12 protein-coding genes are annotated in these 21895 nt (G+C 73.3%); 7 read left to right on the top strand and 5 right to left on the bottom strand.

Going from position 1 to position 21895, the window contains the following annotated elements; translation table 11 throughout:
* Window positions 1–278 precede the first annotated feature (278 nt).
* Both ACZ6QQ_RS10825 and ACZ6QQ_RS10820 read left to right on the top strand, forming a co-directional pair.
* Entirely contained in the window at window positions 279–890 is a 612-nt protein-coding gene (locus ACZ6QQ_RS10825; RefSeq protein WP_465875747.1) for a phosphoribosylanthranilate isomerase, read from the top strand.
* Between the two features lie 28 nt (window positions 891–918).
* Window positions 919–1650, top strand: a complete 732-nt coding sequence (locus tag ACZ6QQ_RS10820) for an HD domain-containing protein (RefSeq protein ID WP_465875746.1) — start codon at window positions 919–921, stop codon at window positions 1648–1650.
* Window positions 1651–1714: 64 nt separating this feature from the next.
* On the opposite strand, the gene ACZ6QQ_RS10815 is transcribed toward ACZ6QQ_RS10820, so the two are convergent.
* Window positions 1715–4156 (bottom strand): M14 family zinc carboxypeptidase, encoded by a 2442-nt coding sequence (locus ACZ6QQ_RS10815; protein ID WP_465875745.1) that lies wholly within the window; start codon window positions 4154–4156, stop codon window positions 1715–1717.
* A 323-nt stretch (window positions 4157–4479) separates the two neighbouring features.
* On the opposite strand from ACZ6QQ_RS10815, the gene ACZ6QQ_RS10810 reads away from it, so the two are divergent.
* The 4 genes from ACZ6QQ_RS10810 (at window position 4480) to ACZ6QQ_RS10795 (ending at window position 11614) form a co-directional block, all read left to right on the top strand.
* Window positions 4480–7650 (top strand): AfsR/SARP family transcriptional regulator, encoded by a 3171-nt coding sequence (locus tag ACZ6QQ_RS10810; protein ID WP_465875744.1) that lies wholly within the window; start codon window positions 4480–4482, stop codon window positions 7648–7650.
* A gap of 92 nt (window positions 7651–7742) precedes the next feature.
* Window positions 7743–8759, top strand: coding sequence for an ATP-binding cassette domain-containing protein (locus ACZ6QQ_RS10805; protein ID WP_465875743.1), 1017 nt, complete (start codon window positions 7743–7745; stop codon window positions 8757–8759).
* A 104-nt stretch (window positions 8760–8863) separates the two neighbouring features.
* Complete coding sequence (locus ACZ6QQ_RS10800; RefSeq protein WP_465875874.1) at window positions 8864–9619, top strand: ABC transporter permease; 756 nt, start codon at window positions 8864–8866, stop codon at window positions 9617–9619.
* 195 nt (window positions 9620–9814) lie between these two features.
* A complete protein-coding gene (locus ACZ6QQ_RS10795) occupies window positions 9815–11614 on the top strand; it encodes a ricin-type beta-trefoil lectin domain protein (RefSeq protein WP_465875742.1) in 1800 nt (599 codons plus the stop codon).
* Between the two features lie 15 nt (window positions 11615–11629).
* Here the strand turns inward: ACZ6QQ_RS10795 and ACZ6QQ_RS10790 are convergent, their stop codons facing one another.
* Window positions 11630–11974 (bottom strand): zf-HC2 domain-containing protein, encoded by a 345-nt coding sequence (locus tag ACZ6QQ_RS10790; protein ID WP_465875741.1) that lies wholly within the window; start codon window positions 11972–11974, stop codon window positions 11630–11632.
* Between the two features lie 289 nt (window positions 11975–12263).
* Here ACZ6QQ_RS10790 and ACZ6QQ_RS10785 point away from each other — a divergent pair, with 289 nt between their 5' ends.
* Window positions 12264–14735 (top strand): hypothetical protein, encoded by a 2472-nt coding sequence (locus ACZ6QQ_RS10785; protein WP_465875740.1) that lies wholly within the window; start codon window positions 12264–12266, stop codon window positions 14733–14735.
* Between the two features lie 95 nt (window positions 14736–14830).
* Here ACZ6QQ_RS10785 and ACZ6QQ_RS10780 read toward each other — a convergent pair whose 3' ends face one another.
* The 3 genes from ACZ6QQ_RS10780 to ACZ6QQ_RS10770 form a co-directional block, all read right to left on the bottom strand.
* Window positions 14831–15412: a sigma-70 family RNA polymerase sigma factor gene (locus ACZ6QQ_RS10780; protein ID WP_465875739.1), complete on the bottom strand. Its 582-nt coding sequence runs from the start codon at window positions 15410–15412 to the stop codon at window positions 14831–14833.
* Window positions 15413–15591: 179 nt separating this feature from the next.
* Window positions 15592–18903, bottom strand: coding sequence for a right-handed parallel beta-helix repeat-containing protein (locus tag ACZ6QQ_RS10775; protein WP_465875738.1), 3312 nt, complete (start codon window positions 18901–18903; stop codon window positions 15592–15594).
* The gene (locus ACZ6QQ_RS10770; protein WP_465875737.1) at window positions 18900–21863 is read right to left on the bottom strand and encodes a hypothetical protein; all 2964 of its coding nucleotides are present in this window, start codon (window positions 21861–21863) and stop codon (window positions 18900–18902) included. The genes ACZ6QQ_RS10775 and ACZ6QQ_RS10770 overlap by 4 nt, the downstream gene beginning before the upstream one ends.
* Between the last annotated feature and the right edge of the window lie 32 nt (window positions 21864–21895).

Genomic DNA, 21895 nt, shown 5'->3' with positions numbered 1-21895 from the left:
CCCTCGGCCAGCGCACGACGATGACGTTGCCGGACCACGGGAGCGTTGCACGGCGGTCTGCGGATATCGCGGTTGTCACATGTGTGCGGGAACTCGCGCCCACAGTTGAACATCATTCACGTGTTTCGGTAGAAACACGACTTTTGCCTCACTCCTACGATGTACGGCGCACCGCGTGGAGCACCGCGACGCGCCGGACGGATCCCGACGGAAAGCCCGTCGGCGCCGCCCGCGAGAATGGCGCCGTTGCACTGTCCGGCAGCGGAGGGGCGGAACGGATGTTCGTCAAGGTGTGTGGACTGAGCACCGCCCCCGACGTCGAGGCCGCCGTCACGGCCGGCGCGGACGCGATCGGTTTCGTCCTGACCGCCAGCCCCCGCCGGGTGACCCCGACCCGGGCCGCCGAACTCGCGCGATCGGTCCCGGCGGGCGTACTGACGGTCGGGGTGTTCCGGGGCGAGTCGGTCGAGGCGGTCCGGGCCGCGGTGACCGAGTCCGGCGTACGGGCGATCCAGCTGCACGGCGACGAGCCGGCCGACCACTACGCGGCACTGCGGGACCTGGGCCTGCCACTGATCCGGGGCACCTCCCCCGGCGGCCCGGCCGGACTGCGGTGCGGCGCGCTCGGCGAGGACATGCTCGTCGTCGATTCGCCACAGCCCGGTTCCGGTGCCGCCTGGGACTGGGACACGCTCGACCGCGACACGCCGACCGGGCACTGGTTGCTCGCCGGTGGCCTGCATCCGGGCAACGTCGGTGCGGCGATCGACACGCTGCGGCCGTGGGGCGTGGACGTCTCCAGCGGGGTCGAGGTGCGACGCGGGGTGAAGGATCCGGAGCTGATCCGGGAGTTCCTGGCCGCCACGCGGGCGCGCGCCGACCGTAGCTGATCTTGCACGAGTCGGCTATAAGTAGCGGATGGAGTTTCCCGCGTACCTCGCCACCATGCCGATGCACGCGATCACCGAGATCCACGGTGAGGCCGGACTCCGGGAACGGTTCCGGCTGGAGATCCAACGGTTCGACCCGGCCGACCGGGACCGGCTGACCGCCGCCCTCGACCTCGCCAGCGAACTGCACGGCCGCGATCGCCGGGTCCGCGAGCCGTACCTGAACCACCTGCTGCGGGTGAGCATCCGGCTGCTGCACCACTACGACGTACAGGACGTCGACGTGGTCGTCGCCGGGCTGCTGCACGACTCGGTCGAGGACCATCCGGCGGAGTTGGCCGGCACGACGGCCGACGGCGGCGACCCGACCGAGGCGGCCCTGGCCGAACTCGCCCGGCGGTTCGGGGACCGGGTCGCGTGCCTGGTCCGCGCGGTGACCAATCCGGCGTACGACCCGGACCGGGACCGGTACGTCCAGTACCGCGAGCACGTCGCGGCCAGCCTGGACCGGGAGCCCTGGGCACGGGTGATCAAGATGTCGGACTTCACCGACAACGGCGTCGGCGTCATCCACACCGTCGGCCCGAAGGTGACCTCGTCGGCGATCAAGTACCGGCCGCTGGTGCCGGTGTTCCGGGAGCTGATCGGGCGGGCGGACACACCGCTGTCCCGCCGGGTGAAGCAGCACATCTTCCAGCAGCTCGACCTGGCCGAGGAGCGGTTCAGCGCGATCCTCGACCAGCCGGCGCCGAGCGCCTGACGCCCGGCCGCCGACGACGCGACGCGGCCGCCGACCCGGAGGATCGGCGGCCACGGCATGCGGGCTACTGCTTGGGTACGTAGAGCGTCTGGGTCTTGTAGTTGGTGCGGGTTCCGGTGGGCTGGTAGTTGTTCTCGATGTTGCCGGCGATGTCGACGGCGAACCAGTTGACCGTGGTCTTGGCGTTGATCGTGATCTCCTGGGCGCCCTCGCGCATCCCGGCCGAGGTCAGCCGGGTCGAGTTCAGGGTCGGCCGGCTACCGTCCAGGGTGTAGTAGATGTTCGCCGGCTCGTCGATCTTGAAGCTGAACACCTTCGAGCCGACACCCTTGTCCCGTACGGTCAGCGTCGAGACCGGGTCGGTCTTGTCGGCCGCGTACGCCTGCGCCACCTCAAGGATCGCGATCTGCCCGGCGGCGAACTCCATCGCCTCCTCGTGTCCCTCGGCGAACGGCGGCTGGAACCCGACCGCGTTGAACCGACCGGTCGCCGGGTCGTAGATGTCGGAGCCGACCTCGAAGTCCCAACCGATGATGCCCCGGTTGAACCAGTGCTCGTCGGCGCTGTTACCGGCCGCCGAGTACAGCACGTCCGGCACCGGACCGGTACGACCCGGCCACACCGCCGTGCCCCGGTAGGACTGGACCGCCTTGAGCACGTGGGTCGAGGCGTCCCAGAAGTAGTTCTCGGTGCCGAAGTCCGGCGACGGCAGCAGTTCCCGGCCGGCGGTCTTGTACGCCCCCGGCGGCCACATGAAGTACCCACCGTACGAGTGGGTGTTCATGGCGAACTTGATGTTCGGGAACTGGTTGGTCAACCACACCTCGTTGCGGGCCTCCGGCTCGGAGAGCTCGGCCGGTCCGGCGAACGTGTCACTGGTGCAGGTGGTCGAGGCACCGGAGTAGCCGTCGAAGACCGAGCCGACGGAGAAGTTCCGGTTCAGGTCCACGCCCCAGGAGTTGCGTCGGCCCGGGTCGGAGTTGGTCTCCGTACAGTGGTTGGTCATGTTCCGGCGCTGCGAGTTGAAGTCGTAGAAGCTGTAGTGCGCGCCGTCCGGGTTCGCCACCGGCAGGATGAAGATGTCCAGGCCGTCGACGAGCTTGCGGGTCTGCTCGTTGGTGGCGTAGTTGCGCAGCAGCCGCTCGGCCGTCTCCACGCAGGTGATCGGGGTGACCCACTCGCGGGCGTGTTCCTGGCAGTAGAGGAAGACACCCACCTTCGAGCCGTCCCGCTTCTTGCCGATCCGCAGCGCCTTCATCTGGAACGGATCGCGGGAGACGTACGCCGGCGCCTTGAGGCCGTCGGTCAGCGTCGCGGCCGGCGCGGCGGCGACCAGCCCGGCCCCGGCGTTGCCCCGGTAGGTGGCGGCGGTGAGCACGGCGGCCACGGCGGTGTCCGCGTTCAGCGCGTCGACCACCTGCTTGGCCGTGCTGCTCACCGCGCCCGCGGCGTCGGTGGCCAGGTTGACCACGACGTTGCGGCCGGTGACGGCCACCCCGAGCGGCGCCGAGGCGGCCTGCGGCTTCACCAGCGCGACGGTCAGGCCGTTGCCGCCCTCGGAGCCGTACGCCTTCGAGCTGACGTAGAACGTGCTCGCCGGATCGGTGCCGAACTGCGCCTGGGCGGCGCGCCGGTACCCGTTGGTCAGGTTCGGCAGGTTGATCACTTCGGCGATCTTCGGGAACTCCCGGCCCAGCGTGGTGATCCGGTTGTTGATCTCGGTCGGGTCCATGTAGTGGTCGACGAAGTCCGAGAGGTAGTGCTTGCTCGGCGCCTTCACCTTCGCGCCGAGCCACTTCTTCACCGGCACCGTGACGGTGCCGCCCCGGTTGCTGGTGACGGTCGCCGTGGCCGGGGTGTCGGTGACCGGGATCGGGGTGTTGAACCGGTGGTACATGTACTGGCCGGCGTCGGTGAACCGGGACATCGTCGCGGTGCCGCCGGAGTCGGGCGCGGTTCCCTTGCCCCGGTCCCAGCTGACGGTGAGGACCGTCTCGGCGTCGGTCGCGGTCGTCTTCACCTCGACCGAGATGAACCGCTGGTCGTCGAGGCTGGTGAACCACTCCGCGCGCAGCGGCGTGAGCTTGTCGACCTCGGCCGCGTCGAGCGTGGCCGACGAGATCGCGGCCTGCCGCTCGGCCTTGTTCTGCGCGTAGTCGGTCTGGTCGGAGATGGCGTCGCGTACGTCGAAGCCCAGGTCGCGAAGCTGCGCGGACTCCTCCGGGCTGAGTACGGCGTGCACCTCCAGGCCGTCGTCCACCGGCTTCTTGTATTCGGCGAGGTCGACGCCCAGGTCGTTGAGCCGGTCCAGTTCGGCCTGACCGGGAACGACGACGCGCATCAGGGCGACGCCGTTCTGTTCGGTGCTGGACTGCCGGTCCGGTACCACCTGTCCGTCCGGCCGGGCCTGTTGCGCGCCGACCGGGCCGGCGCTGAGCGCCAGGGCGACCGGCAGGGCGAGCAGGGCCGCCATCCGGCCCACCCTGCCGAGGTGGGAACTCCTCATCTGAGGTCCTCCAAAAGCGAGCGTGTTCGGGCCGGATACGGGGGTCGACCCGGCGCCACACGTAAGTGCGGGGGCCAGTCTTTGCCCCTTACGGATCTTCGTCAATACCGGCCGAGGAACGTCAGATATTGACATACTAGACCCCGATTACGGGGCATCTGCCCAGGATCGGCCTGGGAAACGCGCTGACCTCGGTCGATCCGGGATCGCTGCAAAGTAGACGTCGTGGCAGTTACCCGGCAGCCCGGATCGGCCGACCCGCCCCGACCTGCGCCGGGACGGCGCCCGGCACCGCGCTCGCGTGGTGGGCGACAATGGGTGCCATGCGGTACGGCATCCTGGGCCCGACGCGGGTAGTGCGGACCGACGGGGAACAGGTCGCCGTCGGTGGCACCCGCCTGCGTGCCCTGCTGACCCTGCTGCTGGTCGACGCCGGCCGGGTGGTGCCCGTACCCCGGCTCATCGACGGTCTCTACGGCGAAACGCCCCCGCACGGCGCCACGAACGCGCTCCAGTCCCAGGTCTCCCGGCTGCGCCAGGCACTGCCCGGACCGGACCCGGCCCACCCGCTGGTGGAGTTCCACCAGACCGGCTACCGGCTCGCGGTGGAACCCGAGCAGGTCGACGCGTTTCGGTTCGACCGACTCGCCACCGCCGGCCGCCGGGCGCTGCGCGCCGGTGACCGGCCGACGGCCGCCGCCCTGCTCCACGAGGCACTCGCCCTCTGGCGCGGCGAACCGCTCGCCGACATCGCCGACACCCCGGCCGGCCGGGCGCACGCCGCCCGCCTGGACGAACTGCGACTCGACGCCGTCGAGGACCGGATCGACGCCGAACTCGGGCTCCCCGACCGGGCACCGCCGATCGGGGAACTACGCGAACTGATCACCGCCCACCCACTGCGCGAACGGCTGCGGGCCCTGCTGATGCGGGCCCTGTACGAGGCCGGCCGACCGGCCGAGGCGCTGCGGGCGTACGAGGACGCGCGCCGTACGCTCGCCGACGAACTCGGGGCCGACCCCTCGGCCGAACTGGTCGCGGTACACCTCGCGGTGCTCCGGGCCGACCGGTCCCCGAACCCACCGACACCCGCGCCGACCGGCCGACCGGGGCTGCCCGGCCAGCTCACCAGCTTCGTCGGGCGGGAGGAGGAACTGCGCCGGGTCGGCAAGCTGCTCGGCGAGGCGCGGCTGGTCACCCTCACCGGGCCGGGCGGCGCCGGCAAGACCCGACTGGCGATCGAGACCGCCGGCCGCCAGTCCGGTGAGGTCTGCTTCGTCGAACTCGCCGCGGCGAGCCCCGGCACGAACCTGGCGCAGGCCGTACTCAGCGCGCTCGGCCTGCGCGACGCGGGCCTGCGCACCCCGGCCGAGCACCGGGACACCATCGACCGGCTGATCGCGGCACTGGCCGACCGGCCGCTGCTGCTGGTGCTGGACAACTGCGAGCACGTCGTCGCCGAGGCGGCCCGGCTCACCGCCGGACTGCTGCACGCCTGCCCCCGGCTGCGGATCCTCACCACCAGCCGGGAACCGCTGCGGCTCACCGGTGAGGCGCTCTGCCCGGTGACCGGGCTGCCCCTGCCGCCGGGGCAGTGCACCCCGGCGGACGCCCGCGACTACCCGGCCGTACGGCTGTTCGTCGAACGGGCCGTCGACGTGGCACCGGACTTCGACCTCACCGCTGCCAACGTCGACGGCGTCCTGCGCATCTGCCGTACCCTCGACGGGCTGCCGCTGGCGATCGAGCTGGCCGCCGCCCGGCTGCGGACCCTGCCGGTGACGGAGATCGCCGCCCGGCTCGACGACCGGTTCCGGTTGCTGTCGCGCGGCAGCCGCACCGCCCTGCCCCGGCACCGGACCCTGCGCGCGGCGGTCGAGTGGAGCTGGGACCTGCTCGACCCGACCGAGCGGGTGCTGGCCCGCCGGCTGACCGTCTTCACCGGCGGCGCCACCATCGAATCCGCCGAGGGTGTCTGCGGGCTGCCCGGCCACGACGTGGTCGAGGTGCTGGCCGGACTGGTCGACAAGTCCCTGGTCGAGGTGCACGACGGGCGCTACCGGATGCTGGACACCGTGCGCGCGTACGGCGCCGAGCGGCTGGCCGAGGCCGGCGAGGTCGACCGGCTGCACCGGGCGCACGCGCGGTGGTTCCTGGACCTCGCCCAGACCGCGGACCCGCACCTGCGCCGGTCGGAGCAGTTGGACTGGCTCGAACGGCTGGACGCCGAACGGGACAACCTGCACGCCGCGCTGCGCCGGTCCACCCGCGACACCGATCCGGGCACCGCGCTCCGGCTGGTCGCGGCCCTGTCGTTCTACTGGTGGCTGCGCGGCCTGCGCGGCGAGGCGGCCGTGCTGGCCGGGGACCTGCTCGACGCGATCGGCCCGGAGCCCCCCTCGGGGTTGCTGGAGGAACACATCCTCTGCCAGCTGAACACCTCACTGGGCGGGTTCGCCCGGCAACAGCCGCCGAACGGGCGCAACCCGGCCGAGTGGATGCTGCGTTCCCTGGGCCGACCACCCCGCCAGCCGTTCCTGCTCTACCTGTCGGCGGTGGCCGCCGGCCCACCGGCGGACAGCACCGAAGCGCTGCTCGCGATGATCGCCGAGGACGGGCTGCTCGGCGCGGACCCGTGGGCACGGGCGCTCACCTCGATCGGTCTGGGCCTGACCTGGCTGTTCGCCGGGCAGGTCGAGCCGGCCGAAGCCGAACTGGCGCGGGGGCTGCGCGGACTGCGCGCCCTCGGTGACCGGTGGGGAACCGTACTGGCACTGGCCACGACGGCCGAACTGAGCGCCGGGCGCGGTGACCACCGGGCGTCGCTGGCCTCGCTGGCCGAGGCGTTGCCGCTGGCCGAACAGCTCGGCTCGACCGTGGACATCTCGGACCTCCTGCGCACCCGGGGCACCGTCCGGATCCACGCCGGTGACCTGGTCGGCGCGCACGCCGACTTCGTCCGGGCGGGACACCTCGCCCGGCGGGCCGGGGCGCCCGAACTGACCGCCGCCGCCCGGCTCGGTCTCGGCGACATCGCCCGCCGCCGGGGCGACCTCGACGAGGCCCGTGAGCTGTGCGAGGCCGCGTTGGCGGAGTGCCCGCAGGGCTGGTTCGCCGCCGCCGGCACCCGGCTGGACCTGCTCGTCACGCTCGCCCGGATCGCCGAGGTGAGCGAGGGGGCCGACAGCGCGCGGACCTGGTACGCCCGGGCGCTGACCAGCACGCTCGGGCTGGACAGCCTGCCGCCGCTCGGCGACGCCGTCGAGGGCCTGGTCCGGCTCGACCTGGCCGCCCCCGACCCGACCGGGGCCGCGCTGCTGCTCGGCGCCGTCGCTCGGGTGCTGAGCGGTGTCACGGTGGCCGGCGCGGTCGAGCTCACCCGGATCGCCGAGCGCACCAGGGCGGTGCTCGGCGATCCGGCGTACGAGCCGGCCTTCGTCCGGGGTGCGGCGCTCGGCCGCGACGAGGCGCTCCGGGTGATCGACGGGCGGTGACGGTGCGGCCGGCCGCCGACCGGTCAGTGACCGGCGCGGGCCCGTCAGCGGCTGGTGCGTGACCGGTCAGCACCCCGCCCCAGGCTCGGCCCATGACAACTTCACGACCAGCGGTCCTGACCGAAGGGCTACGCAAGCGGTACGGCCCCACCTGGGCGCTCGACGGGTTCGACCTGGCCGTGCCGGCCGGCACGGTGCACGGCCTGCTGGGACCGAACGGCGCCGGCAAGACCACGGCGGTACGCGTCCTCGCCACCCTGCTCAGCTTCGACGCCGGCCGGGCGGAGGTGGCCGGTCTCGACGTCACCCGGCAGGCGGCCCGGGTACGGGGCCGGATCGGACTCACCGGACAGTACGCGGCCGTCGACGAGATCCTCAGCGGCCGGCAGAACCTGACCCTGTTCGGCCGGCTGCACCACCTCGGTCCCCGCGCCGCCCGGCGCCGGGCCGACGAGTTGCTGGAACAGTTCGGCCTCGCCGACGCGGCCGGCCGGTCGGCGAGCGAGTACTCCGGCGGGATGCGTCGCCGGCTCGACCTCGCCGCCAGCCTGATCCGCACGCCGGAGGTGCTGTTCCTGGACGAGCCGACCACCGGCCTCGACCCGCGCAGCCGCAACCGGCTCTGGGACGCCGTACGGGACCTGGTCCGGGGCGGCACCACCGTGCTGCTCACCACCCAGTACCTGGAGGAGGCGGACCAGTTGGCCGACCGGATCTCGGTGGTCGACGCCGGTCGGGTGGTCGCCGAGGGCAGCCCGGACGAGCTGAAGTCGAAGATCGGTGGCGACCGGATCGAGGTGGTCCTGCACGACGCGGCCGACCTGGAGACCGCCGCCGGGATCGTCGGGCGGGTCTGCGCCGCGACACCGGACCGGGACCCCGAGACCCGCCGGCTCAGCGCCCCGGTCACCGACCGGGTCGCCGCGCTCACCGAGGTGATGCGGGCGCTGGTCGACGCGGGCGTCCCGGTCGAGGACATCGGACTGCGCCGCCCCACCCTCGACGAGGCGTTCCTGCACCTCACCGGCGGTCCCACCGGTTCCACCGGTTCCGCTGTTCCCGCCGGTTCCGCTCTTCCCGCCACCACAGACGAGGCCGATCGACGATGACCACCACACTGGACAGCCGTACCGGCGTACCCGCCGGGACCGGTCCGGCGCCGGAGCCGACCGCCTCGACCCGACTGCGCTGGGCGGTCTCCGACGCCCGTGCGATGACCGGGCGCTACATGACGCACGTGGTCCGGGCACCGGAGGAACTCATCCTCTACTTCAGCCTTCCGATCATGTTCGTGCTGGTCTTCGGGTACGTCTTCGGCAGCGGCATGGCGGTTCCGGGCGGCGGCAACTACCGGGAGTTCCTGCTGCCCGGCGTGTTCGTGATGACCATGCTGTACGGCCTCGGCGCGACCGCCACCGGCATCGCCACCGACGTCAACAAGGGCGTGATCGACCGGTTCCGGTCGATGCCGGTGAGCCGTTCGGCGCTGCTGACCGGTCGGAGCGTGGCCGACCTGCTGCGTGCCCTGCTGGAAATGTCCACCCTGGTCGTCTGCGGACTACTGGTGGGCTGGCAGTGGCGTCACGGGCTGACCGACGCGCTGCTCGCGGTGGCGCTCATCCTGCTGCTGCGGGTCGCGCTCACCTGGGTCGGGATCTACCTCGGGCTGGTGGTGCCGAACCCGGAGACCGTCTCGGTGATCGTGTTCCCGCTCGCGTTCCCGCTCACCGCGCTCTCCAACGTCTTCGTCGCGCCGGAACTGATGCCGGACTGGATCGGCGCGGTCTCGACCTGGAACCCGCTGTCGGCCACCGTGGCGGCGGCCCGCGAACTGTTCGGCAATCCCGGTCTCGGCGGCGACTCGTTCGTCGCCCGGCACCCGGTGCTGCTGGCCGTCGGATGGCCGCTGCTGCTCATCGCGGTCTTCGCACCGCTCGCGGTCGCCCGCTACCGGCGACTGAGCCGCTGACCGGCACCCGGACCGACGCCGACACATCGGGGGTGCGCCGGTCCGGGTGTTGCCGGTGCCGGTGTCGGATGAGCCGGTGCGGGTGCCCGGGCGGAACGGGGTGGACCGGTCGTGACGGGAACCCGTGCCGACCATGAACCGACGCCGGGCACGGGCCGTTGTGGGGAACGGGTCAGGGTGACGAGGGAGGTGCCCGTGCGGGCAACGGGTGGTGGCGAGGCCGTACGACGCCTCGGCCGGTGGGCCGTGGCCGGACTCGGCCGGCTGCCCGTACGGCACCTGCGGCTCGGCCGGCGGCTGCGGCGGGGGGTCGCGGTCACCGCCGTACTGGGACTGGTCGGGGTGTGCGCGGTGGCCGCCGGCTCCGGGTTCGGTGACGCGGCGGCGCGGGAGAACGGCCGCCCGGCCATCCCGGTGCCGGCGGAGCAGGTGCCGACCATCGCTGCCGCCGCACTGTCCTGCCCGGTCCTGAGCCCGGCCAGGGTGGCCGCGCAGTTGATGGCCGCCTCGGGTTTCGAGGTGAACCTGCGCGCGCGGGACACCGGTGGGCCGGGCATCGCCGCGTTGACCGACAGCACGTGGCGGGCCTGGGCCCCGTGGCCGAAGGCACCCCGGCTGGACACCGGCGCGAACATCGTCGCCCTCGCCCACCACATGTGTGACCTGGCCGGACAGGTACGTCAGGCCGGTGTCGCCGGGGACCCGTGGCGACTGGCGCTGGCCGCGTACCGGTCGGGGGTGCCGGCCGTACGGACGACGAACGGCGTCCCGCCCGCGGCCCGGGTGTACGTCGACACCGTGGCCGCGTACGCGACCTGGTACGAGCGGCAACCCGACCTGACCGCCGGCAGCCCGAGTCCCACCCCGCGCGCCGTGGGAGTGGTGCCCACCCCGGGCACCGCCCCGATCCCGGTTCCGGACGGCTATCTGCCGCTGGTGCTGGCGGCCGGTCAGGTCTGCGCCGAGGTCACCCCGGCCCGGGTCGCGGCACAGTTGATGGCCTCCTCCGGCTTCAATCCGAACCTGCTCAGTGCCGGCGGTGGTCAGGGGGTGGCCCAGTTCCTGCCCGTGTCCTGGTCCCGGTACGCGCCGCCGGGCGCCTCCCCGTGGGACCCCGGCTCCGCGATCCCCACGCTCGGCCGGGCGATGTGCGTGCTCACCCGCGAACTGTCCGGGCTCGGGCCGGATCCGTACCCGATGGCGATCGCCGCGTACCACTGGGGTAGCGGTGTGGTCCAGCAGGCCGGCGGCCTGCCCGACTCGCCCGGCCTGCGGGAACACACCGCCATGGTGCTCAACTACGCCGACCACTACGCCCACGATCCACGGCTGGGTGGCCCGCCGAACCCCGGCCCGCCCAACCCCGGTGGTCCGCAGAACCCCGGCGGCCCACCGAACGGCACCCCGCTCCCGCCATCCGGTGGCCCGGCGGCGCCGCCGCTCGCCGGGGCCGCACCGCCGCCGGCCACACCGCCGCCCGGTCAACCGGCCGCGCCGCCGGTCGCGGCGGCGCCGCCACCGGCTGCCCCGCCACCGGCTGCCCCGCCACCGGCAGTGTTGCCACCGCCGGCGCCGGTCAGTTCACCCAAACCTTCCCCGACAACCACCAAGCCGGCCCCGTCCGGGGTCACCATCCACGGGTACGTCGACAAGTGCATCGACGCGCCGAGTTCGGCGGACGGGACCCCGTTGCGGCTCTGGACCTGCAACGGCTCGGCCAACCAGCGATGGACGTTCGCCTCCGACGGGAGTGTGCGGGCGCACGGCAAGTGCATGGACGCGGCGTGGGCGTCGACCGCCGACGGGACCAGGGTCCAGCTCGCTGTCTGCAACGGCGGCCCGGCCCAGCGGTTCACCCTGAACAACGCCCACGACCTGGTCAACAAGCTGGCCGACAAGTGTGTGGACGTACAGGACTGGAACAGCGCCAACGGGGCCCGGTTGCAGCTCTGGCAGTGCAGCGGCGACGCCAACCAGAAGTGGTGGCGCGGCTGACCGGCACCCTGCCGGTCAGGGCACGGGTGGCCCGGCACCAGCGGCCGGCGGCGAAACCTCGCCGATGCCCTCCCGGACCCTGCCGGTGATCTCGCGAACCTCGTCGGTGACCTGCCGGACCCTGCCGGTGGTCTCGCGAACCTCGTCGGTGACCTGCCGGACCTCGTCGGCGTCGAAGCGCCCCAATGCGGTGACCACCGGCCCGAGCCGGTCACACTCGTCCTGGCAACGGGAACAGCCGGCGAGGTGCCGCTCGAAAGCGGCCTCGGCGGCGGCATCCAGCGCCCCGAGGAGGTACAGCCCGGCCGGATGGGTCGAGTTCGTGTGCTCGGGGTCGAGATGGGGATCGGGGTCGGTCACGGATCCGCCGGATCTGCTCGGACGGGACGCGCCGCTCGGCGCCGCCACTCCCAGACTAGACCCTGACGCTCGGGCGTTCGACCGCGCAGGCTCTCGGGCCCGTCAGGTGTCGGGAGACGATGCGCACCACACGTTGGACGGTCGAGAAGGCGATTGTCGACGTCAGACCACCATGGGAAGATCTGCTCGCCCGCGCAGATCGCGCAGGGTCTTCACGGGGGAGTGAACCTTGCCTACAACCCTGTTCAGAGGCTGGTCGACCGGACGGAGAACCGCACCGTCACGCCTGGTGCTGGTCGCCGCCGTGGCCGCCGCGATCGGCGGCGTCCTCATCGGACCGTCCGCCGCCACGGCGGCCCCGACCGCCGCCACGGACTCCCCGTCCGGGGCAGCCGGAACCCTCTCCACCGCATCCACCACCGTCGGTGCGACCACGCGCGTGGCGAACCCCACCGCGACCGGCACCACCGTGACGTCCACCCGGCCGGCCAGCGCCGCACGCCCGGCCGACACCGAGACCACCACCGGCGACTGCAGCGGTCGGCTGCCGTTCGGCAAGGTCAGGAGCTGCCCGTCCATCAGCGGCGCCGAGGAGCACGTCTGGAAGGTCACCTCGACCGTCGACCAGGACAGGCTCCTCGCTCGTCTGGACCATGTGTCGGGCGACGGTGTCGGTGCCCGGGTGACCGACAGCGCGGGCAACGTCGTCTGCTACGTCAGCACCTACCTGAGCGAGTGCCAGCTCGGCTCCGCCGGCCTCTACCGGATCACGGTGTCGCTCAGCTACGGAACCGGTGAGGGTGCGTACACCCTCTCGGCCGAGTCCACCCGCGCCCCGTCGAAGTGTGTCAGCCTGCCGGACCGGGTCTTCTCCTTCGCCTCGACCGGGCGCTCCGGCACGCTTCCCGCCGGCCTGGCCGCCGACTGCTTCACGTTCGACCAGCCCACCGGCACCGTGCTGCAGTCCGCCCAGGCAACCGGCACCGGAAGCCTGCGCGGCAACATCCTGGACGCCAACCACGAGGTGCTGTGCAGCATGGACTACAGCGGCCGGTGCGAGCTGAGCCGGCCGGGCCCGTACCGGATGTTCATCCAGGAGACGTACGGCGACGAGACCACCTACACGATCAAGCTGCGCCGGCTGTCCCAGCCGGTCGGTTGTCCGGCCGTGCCGTTGACCGGCTTCGGCGACCCGGGCACGTCGGTCGGCACCGGCTCGCTGGAGTCGAACGGGGTGGCCTGCCACGTGGTGAAGGCCAGCGCGCCCGGTGCGGTCGTGGTCCGCTTCAACCAGTTCGCCGACCAGTACCTTTGGTGGACGCTGTACGACGCCAACGGCACCGAGGTCTGCAACGAGGGAACCTCCGCCCGCTCCTGCGCCCTGCCGGCCGCCGGCAAGTACACGCTGCTGATGCAGAGCCAGCACTGGGAGCCGGTGCCGTACCAGGTGGCGGTGACGTCGCTGAACGGCGTCGCCGGTTGTGCCGCGACCACCGGCACGAACTGGGACCAGCCCGCCCTGCTGGTGCACCAGACCTCGGCGGTGCAGACCAACTGCCAGCCGTTCCAGGGCCAGGCCGGCGAGCGGATCATGGTGTACCGGGCACCGGTCGCGTACAACGACCTGGCCGCCTGGCTGGTCGACGAGCAGGGCGCCGTCCTGTGCACGGAGTACTCGGAGGAGGACGGTTGCCTGCTGCCGGCCAGCGGCACCTTCCGGGTGATCTCCCACCTGCGGTCCTGGAATGCCGAGGACACCGACCTGACCTACCGGATGCAGGTCCGCCGGCTCTCCACCCCGGTCGGCTGTCCCGGCATCGCTCCCGGGGCCTACAACGCGGCGCCCGCCGGAGCGCCCGGCAACATCCGTTGCCGCACCCTGGACATCGCCGCCGGGGGCACCTATCGGGTGAAGGCGGTCAACAACGAAAACTACCGCGAGTACGCCACCGTCTACGACACCAGCGGGCACAAGCTCTGCACCGACATCTGGTGCCAACTGCCGGCCGCCGGGCAGTACACCCTGGTGCTTGGTGGCAGTGGCGAGAACTCGGTCATCGACAACGACTTCCAGTACGCGGTGGCCCTGCTGCCCTGGACGCCGTCGAGTTGTCCGACGGTCGCCGACACCGGATGGCAGGACGCGCCGCACCGGGGCGAGTTCACCTCCGCCGGCCAGTACGACTGCCTCCAACTGACCTCCCCGGCCAACTCCCGGGTGGTGGAACTGCTGCCGGGCAACGCCACCGGCGCCGGTTCTCCGGAGGTGGCCGTGGTCGACTCGACCGGAGCGTACATCTGCGACTCTTCGTGGGGGCTACGCCAGTACTACTGCGAGTTGACCGGTCAGGCACCGTTCTTCGCGGTGCTGAACTCGTCTAACGCGGCACCGACCGGCCCGTACGCGCTGGCCTTCGCCCGTACCGATGGTCCGCCGGCCTGCCCGGTGCTGGCGGCGGGCGTGGAAGGGGTCACCGCCGCCACCGGCGCGGACCGGTTCGCGGTCTGCTTCTCGATCCCGGCCGACCAGCGGGCCGCTCGGGAGTCGATCACCTATCAGCGGATCGCCGGTAGCGGCGACGCGCGGGTGTCGGTGTACGACGCCACCGGAAGCCGGTACTGCGGCCCGACCGGGGACGCCGTGGTACGGACGATCACCTGTTCGCTGCCGGCCGGGCCGGTGACGGTGATCCTGGAGGCAGACGCGGTGGAGGCAACGTACCGGCTCACCCACCGGAACGCGGACGCGCCGCCCGCATGAGTTGCCGGGCGGGTCGACTCCGGTCGGCCCGCCCGCAGCGGCGGTCCACGGGTAATGGTGATGGGCGGCCCCGGCCGGGCGGGGCCGGGCCGAGGTCAGTCGGCGTTCGTCGAGCCGACGGCCGCCCGCAGCGCCCGCAGGCCGTAGTGGGCACGTGACTTCACCGTGCCCTCCGGGATGCCGAGCCGGGCGGCGACCTCACCGGTCGACAGACCGTGGAAGTACAGGTCGACCAGGACCGTACGGTGTTCCGGCTTCAGCTTCGGCAACGCCTCGCGTACGGTGTGCGCCGCGACCACGCCCTCCATCGCGTCGTTGGTCGCCGGGAGCCGCGACATGTCGACCGCCCCCACCTCGGTGGGCCGGGCCTGCCGGGCACGGGCGGCGTCGATGGCGATCCGCCGCGCCACCGTGAACAGCCACCGGCGCTGGGACTCCTGGTCGGCGGCGAGCGCGTCGATGCTCCGCCAGGCGCGCACCATCGTCTCCTGGAGCAGGTCCTCGGCCAGGTGCCGGGCACCCAGCGTCAGCCGCAGCAGGAACCGGAACAGCGGCTCGGCGTGCAGCTCGTACAGGACGACCATCCGGGCGTCGGTGAGACTCCGGTCCGGCTGGGACGGGTCGACGAGGTCCCGACCGGTCGAGGGCGACACCGTCGTACCGGCCTCATTGCACACCGCAACCACCGAGTTGCCTCCCCGCCCGCCAACGCCACCGGGCGGACGCCCGACGACTGCCGCCACGTTCCGATGTCCGGTGTGACCGACGGTGGAGGTAAGGAGACACATGAATGTCTTGGAGATGAATCTTGGTGTGTGGCAAGGCTTTCCGGCCTACGGACCGGACTGCTCAGTTCTCAGACATTGGCGCCCACCACTGGCGACACATCCGATACGCGCAGGATCCGCAGATCGTCCACACTGGGCGAAGCTACCGACCGCAGCCGGCCGGCCTGGCGGGTCACCGCCTCGTCGAGCAGCTGCCGGGCGTACCGGCCGTTGCCGAACGAGCGGCCGGTCGGCACCCGCTCGAAGTGCGCCCGCAACGCCACCAGGGTGTCGCCGGGGCACTCGTATCCACTCGCCCGGGCCAGCCCCTCGAAGATCGCCACCAGCTCGTCGGCCTGGTAGTGGACAAAGTGGATGTGCCGGGTGAACCGCGACTGGAGGCCGGCGTTGGCCGCGAGGAAGGCGGCCATCTCCTCGTCGTAGCCCGCCGCGATCACCACCACCTCGTCCCGGTGGTCCTCCATCAGCTTGACCAGCGTGTCGATCGCCTCCCGGCCGAAGTCGTTCCGACTGTCCGCCGGGGCGAGCGTGTACGCCTCGTCGATGAACAGCACCCCGCCCCGCGCCCGGTCGAACGCCTCACGGGTCCGGTGCGCGGTGTGCCCGACGTACTCGCCGACCAGGTCGGCGCGGGCCACCTCGACCAACTGCCCGCCGCTGAGCACACCGAGGGCGGTCAGCAGCCGCCCGTAGAGCCGGGCCACCGTCGTCTTCCCGGTTCCGGGCGGGCCGGAGAAGACCAGGTGCCGGGAGACCGGCGGGACCGGCAGACCCGCCCGCACCCGGGCCCGTACGTTCGCCAGCAGGTCGATCAGGTCGGACACCTCACGCTTCACCCCGGCCAACCCGATCATGTTGTTCAGCTGCGCCAACAGGGCGTCCACCTCAGCCGCGCGGGGCGCACCGGCGCTCACCGCCGAGGCCGCCGCCGCGCCGAGGTCCTGCGGCAGCAGTTGCGCCAACTCGACCCCGGAGGACGCGCCCGCCTCCGACAGCCGGTACGCCTGCCGCCCGATCATCTCCTCGAACACCCGCCGGGCCACCCGGGCGTTGCCGAACGACTCGGTACGGGGCATCGTGTCGAACAACTGGGCCAGGGCCAGCCGGGTGTCGTACTCCAGGGCGTAGTGGTGGGTGCTGCACAGCCGTTCGACGATCGTCACCAGCTCGTCGGTGGTGTAGGAGTCGAACTCGACCGTCCGGGAGAACCGGGAGGCCAGACCGGGGTTCGAGGCGAGGAACGTACGCATCTGCGGGGAGTAGCCGGCGACCACCACCACGACCTCGTCCCGGTGGTCCTCCATCAGCTTGACCAGGGTGTCGATCGCCTCCCGGCCGAAGTCGTGGCCGGAACCGCCCTCGACCGGAGCGAGCGCGTACGCCTCGTCGAGGAAGAGCACCCCGCCGATCGCCTCGGTGAACTTCTGCGTCGTCTTCACCGCGGTCCCGCCGATGTGCTCGGCCACCAGGTCGGCCCGCGCGACCTCGACGAGCTGCCCACCGGGAAGGACGCCCAGCGCGGCCAGGATCTGCCCGTAGAGCCGGGCGACGGTGGTCTTGCCGGTTCCGGGCGCACCCGCGAAGACCAGGTGCCGGGACATCGGCGGCATCGGCAGCCCGGCCGCGCTGCGCCGGGCGCTGATCCGGTGCAGCCCGACCAGGGTGGCCACCTCCTGCTTGACCCCGGCCAACCCGACCAGGGCGTGCAGCTGGGCCAGCAGCGGGGTGACCGGATCCTCGGTCGCACGCTCCGCCGGCACCGGGTCCGGTGTCGACTCGCCCGGCTCCGGGGTCTCGGCCGGACCCGGCCGCGCCGGCAGGTCCGCACCGGGGCGCGCGGGCTCGGGTGCACCAGCGGGTCCGCCCTGGCGTACCTGCTGGCCGCCGTTGCCCCGGACCGTGGTCTCCGGCATCGTCACCGGCTCGACCGTCTCCAGCCACACCCCGTCGCCGGTGTTGTCGAAGATGTCGCAGCGTTCCAGCCGACCCCGGGACCGGGCGGCGAACCGGATCCCGACCCCCCGGCCGTGGTGCACGCGGGTCTCCCGGAGGGTCACCTGCGAGGCCGCCTCGACGGTGACCCCGGCCTCCTGCGCCTCGCCGATGTCGCAGGAGGTCACGGTGGCGGTGCCGCCGGCCGTGACGAGCAGCCCGAACCGGCCGCCCAGCAGGTTCGTGTCGACCATCGTCAGCACCGCCTCGGCGCCGATCCGGACCGCCGCCGTCGCGCAGTCCGACACCCGGAGCCGGCGTACGGTGCCCCGGCCGCCGTCGACGGACTGGAGCCCGTACCCGGTGCTGCCCCTGATGGTCAGACCGGTCAGCTGCGGGTCGGCGCCGGCCCGCAGGACCACCCCGGTCTCGCCGCCCGCCACCTCGGTGCCGGTCACCTCGCCGGTCACCGACCCGTCGAAGAGCAGGGCGACGCCGTCACCGCCGGCGACCCGACCGCCCTCGATTCTCGGCGCGGCGGTACCGGTGACCGCGACGGCCGCCGCACCCGTTTCGGCGAACTCGCACCCGTCGAGCAGACCGGCAGCGCTGTCGAGCAGGTAGGCGCCGTGGCCGGCGGTGCCGGTCACCCGGCAGCGGCGCACCTCGGGGGCGGCCGTGCCGGACCAGACCAGCCCGTGGCCGCCGATGCCGTGGAACTCGCAGTCCTCCAGGGTGGGGCTGCCGCCGGTGGCGACGAACCCGGAGCCGGGGGTGTCCCGCACGACCGTGTCCAGGACCCGGACCGCCCCGTCCTCCTCGACCGCCACCGCCGGGCCGTCGACCGCGCTGATCTCACAGCCGCGTACGGTGCCCCGGCCGGCGCGGGTGGACAGCACCCCGGCGCCCCGCACCCCGGTCACGGTGCAACCGACGAACTCCGGGTCCGCGCCACCGGCGATGACGATCGCCGCACCGCCGATGTCGCTGATCTCGGTCTGGGCGACCGTACCGGCCCCCTCCTGCTCGACCAGGAACCCGGCGCCGGCCGGGTTCGTCACCGCGCAGTCGTCCATCTCCAGCCGCCCGCCCACGGCGTGCACGGCCACGATCCCCTCCGCGCGTACGTCACAGCCGGTCATCCGGAGGGTGCCGCCGCCGATCTGCACCGCCGGGAACCGGTCACTGCCGCCGCTGACCGCGAGGCCGCGCAGGGTGGCCGAGCCGCCCCCGACGAACACCGCCACGCCCTGCTCCGCCAGGATCGTCACGGTGCCGCGACCGTCCTCGGCGACCACGGTCACGTCGGCCAGCAGCCGCAACTGCTCCCGGTACGTCCCCGGTTGGACCACGATGGTGGCGCCCGGCGCGGCCGCCGCCAGCGCGTCGGAGATCCTGGACGGGCAGGTGGGGTCGGTCTGGGAAACCGACAGCATGTCCTGGCTCACGCGCGGGTACCTCCACTGTGCCCGGTCGGCGGCTGCGGTTCGGCAGCACCGGTTCGGGCGAGCTGCGACGGAATGGCGAAGACCCGCCCCGACCGGTCCAGGCCGGGGGCGAACTCCAGGCACCGGGACGGTCCGGCCGCAGGATCGGGCGTACGGGCGGCACGCAGCCGCTCAAGCAGCCGATCCGTGCCCCGCTCCCCCCGCGCCCCGTTGCCGGCCAGGTCCCGCAGCAACACCCGGGTCGGCTCCCGCTCGTCGTCCGGGCGGTCGACGGCGAGCACCGCGAAGCGGCTACCGGGCGGGAAGAGCGCGGCGGTGGTCGCACCGGGACTGATTCGGTCCAGCCGACGCGCACTGGCGGACCAGATGACGAAGTGCACGGTTGCCTCCGGTGCCGGACCGGCGCCCAGCTCGACGTCGAGGAACGCCGGCTCGACCAGGTCCAGACCGGGCCGGTAGCCGGCGAGAGCGGGTGCCGGCACCAGTGCCGACGCGTAGACCGGCCCGAGCACGGTGGGGAGGCGGCGCAGCCCGTACGCGGCGCCACGGGCCAGCAGCCGGGCCCGCTCGGCCGCCTCGCCGACCGTACGCGCGACGCCCTCCACCGGGCCGCCGGTGCGCAGTTCCCGGTTCACCGTCTCCCGTTCGCCGTCGTGGTACGCCCGCAGCGCCACCAGCCCGGCGATCATCTCGACGGAGGGTCCCGCCGCGCGCATCCCCGGCTCCTCGGCCAGGGTTCGGGTGATGACCCGTACGTGTGCGTCGTACCGCCCGTTGAGGCTGTCCCGCAGGCGACCGCGATCCGCCGGGTCCCAGACCTGCTCGGTGAGCCAGTACGGCACCGACCCGACCGGTACGGGCTCGGACACCGGTGCGGGCTCCGGCTCGGGCCGGGGCGACCGTGCCGCCGGGACGGGGAGCGGGGGCCCTTCGCCGTGGTTGCCGGATCCGGTGCGGTCGACGAGCGGCCCGGTCTCCCGTACCACCGCCACCGGTGCGCCGCCGACGGCGTCGACCTCGGCCCGTGCGCCACCCGCAGGGCCGGTGCCGGCTGACACCGCCCGGTCGGTGCGGTCCGGCGCGGGATTGTCGGTGCCGGCCGGCACACCGAGCAGTGCCGGACTGCCCGGGTCGCCGAAGTGGACGCCGATGGGGATCGGTGTCGCCGGGGCGCCCTCGTCCGGCGCGGGCTGCCGACGCGCCACCGCGTTCGACTCCGGCCGGGTGACACCGCTGTCCACCACCGCCGCCACCGGCGGCGCCGTGGCGCTTTGGCTCGCTGTCGACGGCACCGGCACGGCGGGCACCGGGTCGACCGGGAGCGGGCTCGGCGGGTGCGCCGGCGGGTGCGCCTCCAGCGCGGGCGGGGTGACCCGCCAGCGGGTCATGTCCAGCAGGGCCACCGACCCGACCGGCACCGGCTCACTGCCTCCCGACCCGGTCCCCGCCGGCCCGGTCCCCGCCGGCCCGATCCCCGCCGGCCCGATCCCCGCCGGCCCGGTCCCCGCCGCACCGATCTCCACCGGCTCGATCGCCGCCGTAACGGCTTCTGCCGGCACGATCGCCACCGCAACGGTCTCTGCCGGCACGGTCTCACTGGTCGAGGCAGGAACGGGCCCGGAGCCGGCAGGCACGGTCGGCGCCGGGGCGGGGGTGGTCGGCGTGGGGACATCGCCGACCGGTCCGGCCGACGGTACGGGCAGCGCCGACGGCAGGCTGGTCGGGCGGCGTCGTGCCCCGGCCGGCGCCGGAAGGACACGCCCGACGACCCGGTGCCGGGTCCCGCCCGGCGAGGCGGTGTTCCGGGGCGCCCACCGATGGAACTGCCCCTCCGTCACCAGCAGTCCGTGCACGGTCATCGACACCGCCGCGTCGGCGCCGTACACCGGGCCGCCGAGCGCGTCCGCCAGTCCACCGAAGAGCAGGTCGGCGGCGGAGCCGACGGGCGACGGACCGGAGCTGAGCAGCACCACCGGTCGAGCCGATCCGCTCTTCGCCGCCACGATCATCTTGGCCAACCCGGCCGGCGGCACCGGGCGGCCGGCCACCCGGAAGCCGGTCGCACCGATCTCCACCTGCACCACGAACCCGGCCGCCGACGCCCTGCCGAAGGTCGGCGCGGATTCGGGCAGGAACGACCAGCCGGCCGGTGTGGACCGTCCGGACGCCTGCCGCTCCGGCACGGCCACCGTGCTCGCCGGACGACTGTCGGCGGGGATGCTCGGGGGACGACCGTCGGTGGGCATGCTCGCGGGACGGCTGTCGGTGGGCGGGGGTGCTGTCGGCGTACGGGCGGGGGTCGGCGGTGTCGGCGCCGCCCGGCGACGCCGGCCGCCGTACGGCAGGTAGTGGGGTGCGGTCGGGCCGGCGGCGGACTGCCCGATGCCGGGACGCCAGAACACCGAGCCGTCGGCGGCGACCCTGGCCCGCCGGTGCGCGTCGTCGCCCTCGGCGGGGTCGGTAACGTCACGCGCGGTGCGGTCGGGCACCGGTGCCGGTGGTCGGGGCGGCCACTGCGGCTCCGTACGCGGTGTCCCGCCCGGCAGGCAGCTGAGCCACACCCGCCCGCCGGTGAGCGTCGGGGTCTGCCCCTCGTCGTCGACCGCGAGCGGGTCCAGGGGCATGATGATCTCCTGCCCGACCCGGTCCGCGAGGTCACGGACCAGCCGCGGCACCGGCAGCGGGTCGGCGTACGGGCCGAGGCCGAGCAGCCGGATGCCGGCGGCGCTCCCGCCGAGATGCTCGCCGAGGAGATCGGGCAGGAGCGTGAACAGCCCCGGTAGGGCGGTCACCGCAGGGGTGCCGAGCACCGTGATCCGGTCCGGTTCGACCGGCAGGGCGGCGGTGAGCCGGATCAGCGGTTCCGGGTCCTCGTCGGCGGTTCGCAGCAGGAGCGCGTCACCGGCGGCATCGGCGACCACCGGCCCGACGGCCGGGGTCGCGGCGCGCTCTGCGGTCACCGGACCGTCCCCTCCCCGCATGCCCCTGGTCC

This window comes from Micromonospora sp. NPDC049529 (assembly GCF_055586685.1).
Note: the sequence above shows the minus strand (reverse complement) of the source record. Positions and strands in the feature narration are given on the sequence as shown.